Here is a 12,810-nt window from a genome sequence, read left to right as displayed (position 1 = left end):
GCCTGGGGTCTGCCAGCCTGCAATGAAACAACTCCGCAATAACGTCATCCGCGCCGGGCTGGGAGCACTCTATTTCAGCGGGGCGCACCACCTGTTGCGCCCCCTTCTGTCGGGCGTCGGCGCCATTTTCATGCTGCACCACGTGCGGCCGGCCCGCGAGGGTGCGTTCCAGCCGAACCGGCATCTCGAAGTCACCCCGGAATTCCTGCGTGCCACGCTGTGCCATCTGCGCTCGCGCGACATCGACATCGTCAGCATGGACGAGCTGCATGAGCGGCTGGTGCAGGGCCGGTTCAGCCGCCGCTTCGCCGCCTTCACGCTCGACGACGGCTATCGCGACAATGCGGACTATGCGTTGCCAGTGCTGCGCGAATTTGACGCGCCTTTGGCGGTCTATGTCACCAGCGATTTCGCGGAAGGATCCGGACGGCTGTGGTGGGCGGCGCTGGAGGCCGTCATCGCCAAGGCCGAGCAGATCGACGTCAGGATCGGCAACGCCGCGCTGCGCCTCGATGCGAGCACGCCCACCGCAAAGCAGGCGGCGTTCGACCGCCTGCACGACTGGCTGCGCGGGCTGCCGGGCGAGCACGACCTCAAGCGCGAGATCGAGCAGCTCTGCACCACACACGGCGTCGACATGGATGCGCTGTGCCGCAGTCTGTGCCTCACCTGGGACGAGGTGAAGGCGTTTGCCGCCGATCCGCTGGTCACGATCGGCGCCCACACCATCAGCCATTGCAATCTCGCCAAGCAGGCCGAGGACATCGCCACGCAGGAGATGGCGGTGAGCCGCGCACGGATCGAGCAGGCGCTGGGGCACCCCGTGCAGCATTTCGCCTATCCCTACGGCGATCGTGAAGCCGCGGGCGATCGCGAATTCACCCTAGCCGCATCCGCCGGCTTCAAGACCGCGGTGACGACGCGGCCCGGCATGCTGTTCGCCGAGAACGCCGGCCACATGACCGCGTTGCCGCGGGTCTCGCTCAACGGCAATTACCAGGACACGCGGATCCTGCCGGTGCTGACCTCGGGCGCTGCGACTGCGATGTGGAACGGCTTTCGCCGGATCGCGGCGGCCTGATCCAATCACCGCTGTCGTCCCTGCCTAGTGCGCAATTGCGCACGTGGCGCAGGGACGACACTGAGTTTGTTGAACCGCCGTGGCACCACGCTCGGCGCTTTCCTTGACTCCCCTCGCCTCCCCGCCCACAACGAGCGCCAACTCAAGGGAGGTACCATGTTCAACGACCTGTTCTCGCTCAAAGGCCGCATCGCGCTCGTGACCGGCGGCTCGCGCGGCATCGGCAAGATGATTGCGGCAGGCTTTCTCAGCGCCGGCGCAGCGAAGGTCTACATCACCGCGCGCAAGGCCGGACCTTGCGAGGAGACCGCGAAGGAGCTCACCGCGCGATATGACGGCGAGTGCATCGCGCTGCCGATCGACATCTCGACGCTGGCCGGCGCCGAGCTGCTCGCGGGCGAATTCAAGAAGCGCGAGCCGAAGCTCGACATCCTCGTCAACAATGCCGGCGCGGCCTGGGGCGCCGAGTTCGACGAATTTCCGGAGAGCGGCTGGGACAAGGTGATGAACCTCAACGTCAAGGCGCCGTTCTTCCTGACCAAGGCGCTGGCCGCACCGTTGCGCGCGGCGGCTTCCGCCGAGCGGCCAGCGAAGGTGATCAACATCGCCTCGATCGACGGCATCTTCGTCAACCCGATGGAGACCTATTCCTACGCCGCGAGCAAGGCCGGGCTGATCCATCTGACCCGGCGCATGGCGGTGAAGCTGATCTCCGACCACGTCGTGGTCACCGCGATCGCGCCGGGCCCGTTCCAGTCCGACATGAACCGCGCCGCCCGCGACCATGGCGACGAGGTCGCAACCCGCGTGCCCGCCGGGCGCATCGGCACCGACGAGGACATGGCGGGCGCTGCGATCTATCTCGCCTCGCGCGCAGGCGATTACGTCGTGGGCGCGACCATCGCTGTCGATGGCGGCATCGTCTATGCCAACGCGGCGATCAAGGGGAGCGGGTGGGATAGCTGAGGGTTCGAGGCTCTCACGCCACACTCGGTGTCGTCCCGGATCTGCGCTTCGCTTGTCCGGGACGACAGCGGAGCTTGTGGCGATCTACGTCCGCCGCACGACCAGCGCATCGACGATGGTCACGCCCTGGCCTTCGCCGTGCACCAGCACCGGGTTGAGCTCGATCTCCGCGATCTCCGGCGCATGCCGCGCGGCGAGCAGGGAGATATCGGCGATCAACTGCGATAGCGCCGACACATCCGCCTTTGCCGCTGCGCGAAAACCATTCAACAGCGGCACGGCTTTCAGGCCCGCCAGCATTGCGCCCGCCTCCTCCGCGCTGACAGGCGCCGGGCGATAGACGACATCGCGGAACAACTCCGTGGTGATGCCGCCGAGGCCGACCATGATCATCGGGCCAAAGGTCGTATCCGTCATCGTGCCGACGATGATCTCGACGCCGCGCTTGGCCATCGGGCTCACCAGCACGCCCTGGAGCGTCGCCTCCGGCTTATGCTTGCGCGCATTGGCCAACAGCGCCTCGAACGCCAGAAACACCTCGCCCTTGGTGGTGATGTTGACGCGCACGCCGCCGACTTCGCTCTTGTGCGCGATATCCGGCGACTGGATCTTCATCACCAGCGGTAAGCCGATTTTAGCGACCGCATCGTCGAGCCCGGTTTTTTCCTTCACCAGCACCTCGTCCGGCAGCGCGATGCCGGCGGCGCGGAGCAACGCCTTGCTGTCTGCCTCGGACAGAGCCTTTGATGTCAGATGCGCGGAGAGATCGCGCGCCGGCAGCCGCATTTCGTGCGCGGGCTTGGGCAGGCTGAATTTTGCGTAATCGACGAGCTGCCGCATCGCGACGCCGACATGAGTGAGCCCCGAGAGCACGACGACGCCGGATTTGGCGAGCTCGCGGCGGGCGAAGTCGGACGGCACCGTATAGGAATAGAACACCACCGGCTTCTTCCGCGCCGCCAGCACCGGCGTCAGCTCCTCCTCCCTAAAGGGCTTGCGGACCTCGCTCGACAGCGACAGTACGACCAGGATCGCATCGACCTCGTCGGAGGCGGTCAGCAGATCGACGCTCCTTTGCAAGCCGCCGGAGGTGACGCCTTGCGCGGTGACATCGATCGGGTTGCGCGCGGTGCCGTAGGACGGCATCAGCGTCTTGATCTCCGCCTGGATGAGTTCGGACAGTTCGGGCACCTGCAAGCCGCGCAGCGCCACCGCATCGGCGCCCCAGATGCCGGCGCCGCCGGAGACGGTGACCAAAGCGACGCGGTCGCCTTGCGGCAACGGATTGCTCGCCAGCACCGCCGCGATCGTCAGCGCCTCGTCGAGATCGTTCGAGACGATGAAGCCGTATTTCGCGAACACGGCGTCGTAGGCCGCTGACCATCCCGCCATGCTCGCCGTATGCGACGCCGCGGCGCGCATCCCGGCGCCGGAGCGGCCGACCTTCGTGACAATGACCGGCTTCTTCAGCTCCGCAGCGCGCCGTGCTGCGGCGAGGAATTTGTCGACGTCGCGGATGCCCTCGATGAACAGCAGGACCACGTCGGTCGCGGCGTCCTGCACCAGGTAATCCAGGAACTCGCCGGCACCGAGATCGGATTCGTTGCCGGCGCTGACGACATAGCTCACGGCGATGCCGAGCGCCTTGGCGCGATGATAATACGCAAAGCCGATGCCGCCGCTCTGCGCGACGATGCCGATCCGCTTCGTCGTGGCGATCAGCGGCACCACATCGGGCTTGACGTCCACGGCGGGACTGAAGGTCGCGGCGACGCGCTGCATCTGGCTGAAAAAGCCCTCGGCGTTGGGGCCGGAGATCCGCATGCCGGTGCGCCTCGCCAGCGCCGCGATCGCATCTTGCATCGCCGCGCTGTCACCACCTTCTTCCGCAAAACCGGATGAGATGATGACGGCGTTCTTCACGCCGGCGACGGCGCATTGCTCGAGCGCGAAAAGGACCGCACGGGCGGGAATGATGATGACGGCGAGATCGATCGGCGCGCCGACCTCCGCGATCGATTTGTAGCAGGCGAGCCCGTCGATCTCGGCGTAGTTCGGGTTCACCGGATAGATCGGCCCGGGATACTCGTTCTTGCGCAGCATCGCGAGCAGCCGCCCTGGAATCTTCTCGTGATCACGCGAAGCGCCGATCAGCGCGATGCTTGCAGGGGCGAAGAAGCTGTCGAGCGGATGCGGCATGTGCAGATTCCAGTTGTCGTTCTGGCGCTATCCCGTCAGGCCGGGCTTGTCCCGGCCATCCACGTCCTGCCTCTCAACGACGGACAAGAACGTGGATGCCCGGGACAAGCCCGGGCATGACGACAGAACGAGAAATGTCGCAAGTGGTCAAGCAACAAGCCGGAACGTCACCCCACCCAGTAGGAACTCATTGCCCGCCACTGCCAGCCCCTTCGCCTTGGCCGCATGCAGCACGCTTGCGACGTCGACCACGCGGAACTCCAGCGCGCTCATGATCTCGCTGGTGCCCCTCACGAAACGGAAGGTCGCATTGGGCAGCTTCAATTCGGCCTTGTCGGCCTCAACACCGATGATCTTCCCCCAATGCTCCGCCAGCCCCTGCGGATCGGGGCTCTGCATCTCCACCGCAGTCAGCGCCTCCGTCACATCCTTGCGGATGTAGTTCTGCCAGTCCGGCCCCGCCGGCGGATAGGCGCCCAAGATATCGTCGCTACCTTCAGTGTGGTTGAACTCGATGAAGGCGGCGCGGCAGTCGCGCGGGTGGAGCTGGACGCCGTGATAGGGTGCGTGGTCGATCACATTGGCGGTGCGCACGCCAAGCGCATTGGCGTTGCGGCCACGCTCATCGGGATCGTCGCAGCAGAAGATCGCCATGTAGCCGCCACGGCCGCCGGTCTTCTCGATGAAGCGGCCGGCCGCGGTGCCGCCCTTGAACGGCGCCACCACCTCAAGCAGGATCGTGTCGACCGGGAGCAGCGCATTCTCCAGGCCGTATTTGGCGACATTGCCGTCGCGGTAGCAGACGGCGAGGCCCATGATCTCCGCGATATCCGAGATCACGGGCGCGAGCTGGGGCGCGACGAGGCAGATCTGCCGCAGCCGCATATAGGGCGCCATGGTCATGCGCCCTTGAAGGTCGGCTTGCGTTTCTCGACGAAGGCCTTTGCGGCCTCCTTGTGATCCTCGGTGTCGCCGCAGCGGGTGTGGTGGATCGCCTCGCCATCGAAGCAATCTTCCAGCGCAAGATGCTCGGCATTGTTGATGTTGCGCTTGATGAAGCCGAGCGCGATCGAGGGGCCTTGCGCCAGCGCGAGCGCGAGCTCGTGCGCGGCAGTGTCGATCTCGGCGTCGGGCACGACCTTCGTCACCATGCCGATCGCATGCGCTTCCTTCGCGGTGAGCACCGGCGACATCAGATAAAGCTCACGCGCCCGCGCGCTGCCAAGCAGCTGGGTCAGGAAATAGGTGCCGCCGTAATCGCCGGAGAAGCCGACTTTTGCGAAGGCGGTCGTGATCTTGCAGGACTCGCTGGCGATGCGCAGGTCGCAGGACAGCGCCATCGACAGGCCGGCGCCGGCCGCCGCACCGTCGAGCTGCGCCACCACGGGCTTCGGCATCTGGTGCAGGATGCGCGAGACCTCCATGCCGCGGCGCAGGTTCGCCATCTTCACCTCGAACGGCAGCGGCGCGCGGCCGGCCGCCATCGACTTGACGTCGCCGCCGACACAGAACGAGCCGCCCGCGCCCTTGAACAGCACCGCCCGCACCTCGGGATCATCAGCCGCGCGCCGCGCCGCCTCGACGAGACCGGCCACCATCTCGGGGTTGAGCGCGTTCTTCCGCTCCGGGCGATTCATGGTGATGGTGAGCAGCCCGCCTTCGAGCTTTTGCAGGACCATGTCGTTCATGGGTGTTTGCCTCTTGTTCGATGCTTCGATTTTGCTCCGTCATTCCGGGGCGCGCCTCTTGGCGCGAGCCCGGAATCCATACTCACGATGGTGGTTATGGATCCCGGGCTCGCGACTTCGTCGCGCCCCGGGGTGACACCCAGTTATTTGGCTCGCTGGTCACGCCGTCACTTCTTCACCAGCGGGCAGCGCGACTGCTCCAGCGACTGGAACGCCTCGCTGCCGGGCACGGTGGCGAGCAGCTTGTAATCGTCCCAGCGGCCTTTGGATTCCGAAGGCTTCTTCACCTCGAACAGATACATGTCGTGGACCATGCGGCCGTCCTCGCGGATCTTGCCGTTATGAGCGAAGAAGTCGTTGATCGGCGTCTCCTTCATCACCTTGATCACCGCGGCGGCATCGGTGGTGCCGGCCGCCTTCACCGCTTTCAGATAATGCGTCACGGAGGAGTAGACGCCGGCCTGCGCCGAGGTCGGCGGCCGCTTGACGCGCTCCTGAAAGCGCTTCGAGAAGGCGCGCGTCTCATCGTTCATGTCCCAGTAGAACGCCTCCGCCAGCAGAAGGCCCTGCGCGGTCTCCAGCCCGATCGAGTCGATGTCGGTGACGAAGGCGAGCAGTGGCGACAGTTTCTGGCCGCCCTTCATGATGCCGAATTCCGCCGACTGCTTGATGGCGTTGACGGTATCGCCGCCGGCGTTGGCGAGCCCGATCACCTTGGCCTTGGACGACTGCGCCTGGAGCAGGAACGACGAGAAGTCCGACGTGTTGAGCGGATGGCGTACGCTGCCGAGCACCTTGCCGCCGGTCTTGGTCACGACGGCGCTGGTGTCCTTCTCCAGGTCCTGGCCGAAGGCATAGTCGGCGGTGAGGAAGAACCAGGTGTCGAGACCCGACTTCACGGCGGCAAGGCCGGTCACGTTGGCCTGGCCGAACGTGTCGAACACGTAATGGATGGTGTAGGGACCGCAGGCCTCGTTGGTGAGACGGATCGAGCCCGGGCCGTTGAACATGATGATCTTGCCCCGCGCTTTTGCGATCTCGCCGGCGGCAAGCGCGGTCGCGGAGGCCGCGACGTCGTAGATCATCTCGACACCCTGATTGTCGATCATGTCGCGCGCGATGTTGGCGGAGAGGTCTGCCTTGTTGAGATGGTCGGCCGCCAGCACCTGGATCTTGCGTCCCAGCACCTCGCCGCCGAAATCCTCAACGGCCATCTTCGCGGCGGTCTCGCTGCCGGGACCGGTGATGTCGGCATAGAGGCTCGACATGTCGAGGATGCCGCCGATCTTCAGCGGCGGCTTGTCCTGGGCCTGCGCGGCGCTTGCGCTGAGCGCCAACGCGGCGGCGAAAATGCCCGACAAAATGTGATTCATGGAAAAGACCTCCCGTTATCGCGCCGTTGCTCTGATGGCGGCTTGGTTATTGCTCTTGGCAATGGTTATTGCCGCAATCATGCCGCATGGGCGACAGCGCAGCAAGCACGGCAGACGTTGCAAGCGCATGATGGTCGCCCATGTTTTCCGCAAAGCGGAATGGTGAAGTACGGCGAAATGTTTCCACGTCATTGCGAGCGTAGCGAAGCAATCCAGAATCCCTCCGCGGGAAGACTCTGGATTGCTTCGCTACGCTCGCAATGACGGCGTGTGTGGAAGCCTCTTCGCGCTCCAGCGCGCATGGGTTAAGGTCGAACCATGATGCAACCTCTCCGGGTCACGTGACGCGACTGCCTCATCTCATCGTCGGATTTTTTCTCGTCGCGGGTCACGCCGCGCTCGCCGCGCCGTGCCAGTTTGACACGCAGGGCGAGGGCCGTGTCGCGGGAATCGTCGATGCGCGCAGCGTGCGTCTCGATGACGGACGCGAGGTGCGCCTCACCGGAATCGAGGCGACGGCGGCGACCAAGCAGACGTTGACGTCACTGCTCGCCGGCCGCGAGGTGATCCTGCGCGGCACCGACGACACGCCCGACCGCTACGGCCGGCAAGGCGCCCTCATGTTCATCGGCGAAAGCGACATCTCCGTGCAGGCCACGCTGCTCGCCCAGGGCGACGCAATCGTCTCCGCCGAGATCACGGACAAGGACTGCGCCGCGGCCCTGATGGCGGCGGAGGCCGAGGCCCGGCGCCAAAAAATGGGCAGCTGGGCTGACCCGTCGGCCATAAAAAACGCGGAAAGTTCGGACGATATTTTGGCAGGGATCGGGCGCTTTATGGTGGTCGAGGGCAAAGTCCTGTCGGTCCGGCAAGCTGGTGCAATGACATACCTCAACTTCGGACGGAACTGGACACGCGGCTTTGCCGTGACTATTTCAAAGCGCGCGTTACCGACCTTCGAGGGCGCGGGGATCGCCCTTAAGTCCTTGGAGAATCGACGGATTCGAGTCAGGGGCTGGATTGAGGGAACGACGGGGCCGCGTATCGATGTGCGTCTCTTGGGACAGGTTGAATTGCTGGGCGCAAACGAGCCTACTGGGGTAAGGCCTTAACGGCCGGGCACGGGTTAATCGACGTGAATGGGGTGCTAGAACGGCACAGACGAGGTGATTGCCGCCGCCTACGGGCTGCGCCGGCAGCGCTTTGCCTCCTGCTGGGTTCCGCTCTCGCCGGTTGCGGCGACATGAACCGGTTCCAGACCGCAGCCGCCCCGCCGACCGTGGCGATGCCCAAGCCGAAGCCGGCCGTCGCGCAGACCCCCGCCACCGAGAAGGAGCATGAGCGCATCCTGGCGAGCTATGGCGGCACCTATGACGATCCCAAGCTCGAGGCGCTCGTCAGCAAGACCGTCGATCGGTTGGTCGCAGCGTCCGACCGCCCCGACCAGGGCTACAAGGTCACCATCCTCAATTCCGGCGCGGTGAACGCGTTCGCGCTGCCGAACGGACAGCTCTATGTCACGCGCGGCCTGCTCGCGCTTGCGAGCGACACCTCGGAATTGTCCTCCGTGCTTAGCCACGAGATGGCGCATGTGCTGTCCAAGCACGCCGCGATGCGCGAGGACCAGGCGCGCCAGGCCGCGATCGTCACCCGCGTCGTCACCGACATGAGCAACGATCCCGATCTCACTGCGCTTGCGCTCGCCAAGACGAAGCTCACCATGGCGAGCTTCTCGCGCAATCAGGAGTTCGAGGCCGACGGCATCGGCGTCGGCATTTCCGCCAAGGCGCATTTCGATCCCTATGGTGCCGCACGCTTCCTCTCGGCGATGGAACGCAATGCGGAGCTGAAGGCCGGCAAGACCTCGCTCGATCCGCGCGCGCAGGATTTCACCTCGTCGCATCCGGCTACCCCGGAGCGCGTGCAGAATGCACAGACCATCGCGCGGCAATATACTGCGCCCGAGGGCGCAGAACGCGACCGCGAGAGCTACCTCGCCGCGATCGACAACCTCGTCTACGGCGAAGACCCCAGCGAAGGCTTCGTCCGCGGCCGCAGATTCCTGCATCCCAAGCTCGGCTTCACCTTCCAGGCGCCGGATAATTTCACGCTCGACAACACCGCGCAGGCGGTGATCGGCGTGCGCGACGGCGGCTCGCAGGCGATGCGCTTCGACGTCGTGCGCGTGCCGGCCGAGCAGTCGCTCGGCGATTACCTCAATTCCGGCTGGATGGAGGGCGTCGAGAAGGCCTCGACCGAGGACATCTCCATCAACGGTTTTCCGGCTGCCTCGGTCACCGCCAAGGGCGACCAGTGGCAGTTCAAGGTCTACGCGCTGCGGTTCGGCAGCGACGTCTACCGTTTCATCTTCGCGGCCCGGCAGAAATCGACCGAGAGCGAGCGCAACGCGCGCGAGACAGTCAACTCGTTCCGCCGCCTGACGCTCGACGAGATCCAGGCCGCGCGCCCGCTGCGCATCAAGGTCATCACCGTGCAGCCGGGCGACACCGTGGAATCGCTGTCCCACCGCATGGCCAGCATCGATCACCCCGCCGAGCGGTTTCGTGTGCTGAACGGCCTCGACCGCACCGCGCAGGTAAAGGTGCGCGACCGCGTGAAGATCGTGGCGGATTGAGGCGCGCTAAGCGCGCGTCATCCCGGGGCGGGCTTGAGCAGCGAACCCGGGATCTGGAGCTACAAATCTCGCTGCCGTAGGGTGGGCAAAGCGTAGCGTGCCCACCATTCCCAGACGCAATCATTGAGAGGTGGTGGGCACGGCGCTGCGCGCCTTTGCCCACCCTACAAGAGCGCTTATCGCGGCTACTTGCCTTAGGCCCCCGCGTCCATATCGCCGGCCTCGCGCTGGCCGCTGAGCCAGAGCGCGAGCAGGGTCCAGAACGCGCCTGACAGCAGATACGCACCCGAGGCGATGACGCCGAGATTGGTGGCGAGCAGCAGCGCGACCAGCGGCGCAAAGCCGGCGCCGAACAGCCAGGCCATGTCGGAAGTCAGCGCCGAGGCGGTGTAGCGATAGGCTTGGCGGAAGTTCGAGGCGATCGCACCCGAGGACTGCCCGAACGACAGGCCGAGCAGGATGAAGCCGATCACCATGTAGATGGTCTCGCCGAACGCGCCGGCGTCGAGCAGCTGCGGGGCGAATCCGCTGTAGATCGCGATCGCGATCGCCGATCCCATCAGGAGCGACTTGCGGCCGACGCGGTCGGCGATGATGCCGGAGGCCACGATCGCAGCGACGCCGAACACGGCGGCCACGATCTCGATGATCAGGAAGCGCACCGGGCTCTCGCGGGTGAACAGGAACACCCAGGACAGCGGAAACACCGTCACCATGTGGAACAGCGCAAAGCTCGCCAGCGGCGCGAACGCGCCGAGCATGATGTTCTGGCCTTCGCGCGCCACCGTCTCGGAGATACGCGAGGGCTGGAGCTCGCGGGTCTCGAACAGCGAGGCGTATTCCTCGGTCGTCACCATGCGCAGGCGGGCGAACAGCGCCACGACGTTGATGGCAAACGCGACGAAGAACGGATAGCGCCAGCCCCAGTCGAAGAAATCGTCGGCCGACAGGTTGCCGGCGAAATAGGCGAACAGCGCGCTCGCCACGATCAGCCCGAGCGGGGCGCCGAGCTGCGGCACCATCGCGTACCAGCCGCGCTTGGACGGCGGCGCGTTCAGCGCCAGCAGCGAAGCCATGCCGTCCCAGGCGCCGCCCCAGGCTAGACCCTGCGCGATCCGCGCCAGCGCCAGCAGCCAGATCGCGGCGACGCCGATGTCGTGATAGCCGGGCAGGAACGCGAGCGCCACGGTGGCGGTGCCGAGCAGGAACAGCGCCGACACCAGCTTGGCAGTCTTGCCGTAGCTCCGGTCGACTGTCATGAAGATCACGGTGCCGATCGGCCGGGCCATGAAGGCCAGCGCGAAGATCATGAAGGAATAGAGGGTACCGGTCAGCTCGCTCGTGAACGGAAAGACCAGGCGCGGGAACACGATCACCGAGGCGATCGCGAACACGAAGAAGTCGAAGAATTCCGAGGTGCGGCCGATGATGACGCCGATGGCGATCTCGCCGGGACTGGCCTGGTCGTGGCCGTGCTCGCCCGAGTGGAGGTCTGCCATTGCGGGGGTCTGTGCCGTCGCCATTCGTGCGCCCTTAACGTCCTGAAAACCAAAGCCGACCGCCCGGCGGATGCCAGGCAATCTGGCCCTGTCTGACCCAACATCCCGCACTGCAACATTGGACAAATTGTCCAATGTCCGGATTGTTGCGCCGCAGCTACCCGTTGGCCCCGCAAAGGAAACTCATTCTCAAAGGCTCGGCCCGTGTCTCGTCTCAAGATCCTGGCGCTACTACCCCTGGCAGTCGCGCTCAGCGGCTGCAACTACGTCGTGCTGGCGCCAGCCGGCGACATCGCTGCCCAGCAGCGCGACCTCGTCATCATTTCCACCGTCCTGATGCTCCTCATCGTCGTCCCCGTGATGGCGCTGACGGTGCTGTTCGCCTGGCGCTACCGCCAGTCCAACAGCTCTGCCCGCTACGAGCCGGAATGGGACCACTCGACCAAGCTCGAGCTGGTGATCTGGTCGGCGCCGCTTCTGATCATCGTTTGCTTGGGCGCGCTGACCTGGATGGGCACGCATCTGCTCGACCCCTATCGCACGCTTGGCCGTATCAAGGCGGAGCAGGCCGTGGACCAGTCCAAGGCTCCGCTCGAGGTCGACGTCGTCGCGCTCGATTGGAAGTGGCTCTTCATCTATCCGGACTACGGCATCGCCACCGTCAACGACCTTGCCGCGCCGGTCGATCGTCCGATCAACTTCCGCATCACCGCCTCCTCGGTGATGAACTCGTTCTACATCCCCGCGCTTGCCGGCCAGATCTATGCGATGCCGGGCATGGAGACCAAGCTCCACGCCGTGGTGAACCACGCCGGCACCTACAAGGGCTTTTCGGCCAACTACAGCGGCGCCGGCTTCTCCGGCATGCACTTCAACTTCCAGGGCCTCGACGACAAGGGCTTCGATGCCTGGGTCGCGCAGGCCAAATCGGCCGGCGGCTCGCTCGGCCGCGCCGAATATCTTCAGCTCGAGAAGCCCAGCGAGAACGAGCCGGTGCGCCGCTACGGCACCGTCGATGCCGATCTCTACCGCCTGATCCTCAACATGTGCGTCGAGACCGGCAAGATGTGCCAGAGCGAGATGATGGCGATCGACGCCAAGGGCGGCAACGGCCATGAGGGCCTGAACAACACCCTGCCGCTCACTTACGACAAGCACGCTCGCCGCGGCACTCCGTTCGGACCCGAGCCGACCTTCGTCGCCGGCACCTGCACGCCGGAAGCGCCGCAGGGCCAGAGCACGGCGTCGATCAAGGCTCCGCTCGACACCGCGCCGCTCCTCGGCGCCGGCCTGAAGCGGCCGACCTTCGCGCCGCTGAAGTCCTCGTCCTTCTTCCTCGGACAACGTCCGAAATCCGACTCCTAAAGAG

Annotated in this window: 11 protein-coding genes; 6 read left to right on the top strand and 5 right to left on the bottom strand. The window is 65.4% G+C overall.

Features of this window, described 5'->3' with window-relative positions:
- Positions 1-22: 22 nt before the first annotated feature.
- Positions 23-1,081 (top strand): polysaccharide deacetylase family protein, encoded by a 1,059-nt coding sequence (locus QA642_RS03305; protein WP_283083373.1) that lies wholly within the window; start codon positions 23-25, stop codon positions 1,079-1,081.
- Positions 1,082-1,237: 156 nt separating this feature from the next.
- The gene (locus tag QA642_RS03300; protein ID WP_283083372.1) at positions 1,238-2,047 is read left to right on the top strand and encodes an SDR family oxidoreductase; all 810 of its coding nucleotides are present in this window, start codon (positions 1,238-1,240) and stop codon (positions 2,045-2,047) included.
- Positions 2,048-2,131: 84 nt separating this feature from the next.
- Here the strand turns inward: QA642_RS03300 and QA642_RS03295 are convergent, their stop codons facing one another.
- The 4 genes from QA642_RS03295 to QA642_RS03280 all read right to left on the bottom strand — a co-directional run bounded on the left by QA642_RS03295 (position 2,132) and on the right by QA642_RS03280 (position 7,307).
- The gene (locus QA642_RS03295; protein WP_283083371.1) at positions 2,132-4,246 is read right to left on the bottom strand and encodes an acetate--CoA ligase family protein; all 2,115 of its coding nucleotides are present in this window, start codon (positions 4,244-4,246) and stop codon (positions 2,132-2,134) included.
- 147 nt (positions 4,247-4,393) lie between these two features.
- The gene (locus tag QA642_RS03290; RefSeq protein ID WP_283087143.1) at positions 4,394-5,143 is read right to left on the bottom strand and encodes a hypothetical protein; all 750 of its coding nucleotides are present in this window, start codon (positions 5,141-5,143) and stop codon (positions 4,394-4,396) included.
- 2 nt (positions 5,144-5,145) lie between these two features.
- A complete protein-coding gene (locus tag QA642_RS03285) occupies positions 5,146-5,934 on the bottom strand; it encodes an enoyl-CoA hydratase (RefSeq protein WP_283083370.1) in 789 nt (262 codons plus the stop codon).
- 167 nt (positions 5,935-6,101) lie between these two features.
- Positions 6,102-7,307: an ABC transporter substrate-binding protein gene (locus QA642_RS03280; RefSeq protein WP_283083369.1), complete on the bottom strand. Its 1,206-nt coding sequence runs from the start codon at positions 7,305-7,307 to the stop codon at positions 6,102-6,104.
- Between QA642_RS03280 and QA642_RS03275 the strand changes: the two genes are divergently transcribed.
- The 3 genes from QA642_RS03275 (at position 7,306) to QA642_RS03265 (ending at position 9,942) form a co-directional block, all read left to right on the top strand.
- The gene (locus QA642_RS03275) at positions 7,306-7,473 is read left to right on the top strand and encodes a hypothetical protein (protein ID WP_283083368.1); all 168 of its coding nucleotides are present in this window, start codon (positions 7,306-7,308) and stop codon (positions 7,471-7,473) included. The genes QA642_RS03280 and QA642_RS03275 overlap by 2 nt on opposite strands.
- A gap of 94 nt (positions 7,474-7,567) precedes the next feature.
- Positions 7,568-8,419, top strand: a complete 852-nt coding sequence (locus QA642_RS03270; protein ID WP_283083367.1) for a thermonuclease family protein — start codon at positions 7,568-7,570, stop codon at positions 8,417-8,419.
- Positions 8,420-8,550: 131 nt separating this feature from the next.
- Positions 8,551-9,942 (top strand): M48 family metalloprotease, encoded by a 1,392-nt coding sequence (locus QA642_RS03265; RefSeq protein WP_283083366.1) that lies wholly within the window; start codon positions 8,551-8,553, stop codon positions 9,940-9,942.
- 194 nt (positions 9,943-10,136) lie between these two features.
- Here QA642_RS03265 and QA642_RS03260 read toward each other — a convergent pair whose 3' ends face one another.
- Entirely contained in the window at positions 10,137-11,465 is a 1,329-nt protein-coding gene (locus QA642_RS03260) for an MFS transporter (RefSeq protein WP_283083365.1), read from the bottom strand.
- A 180-nt stretch (positions 11,466-11,645) separates the two neighbouring features.
- On the opposite strand from QA642_RS03260, the gene cyoA reads away from it, so the two are divergent.
- Complete coding sequence (gene cyoA / locus QA642_RS03255; protein ID WP_283083364.1) at positions 11,646-12,806, top strand: ubiquinol oxidase subunit II; 1,161 nt, start codon at positions 11,646-11,648, stop codon at positions 12,804-12,806.
- The last annotated feature ends 4 nt before the right edge of the window (positions 12,807-12,810 follow it).

The organism is Bradyrhizobium sp. CB2312 (assembly GCF_029714425.1).
GTDB lineage: Bacteria > Pseudomonadota > Alphaproteobacteria > Rhizobiales > Xanthobacteraceae > Bradyrhizobium.
The sequence above is the reverse complement of the archived record's forward strand: the minus strand, read 5'-3'. Positions and strand labels throughout refer to the sequence as shown.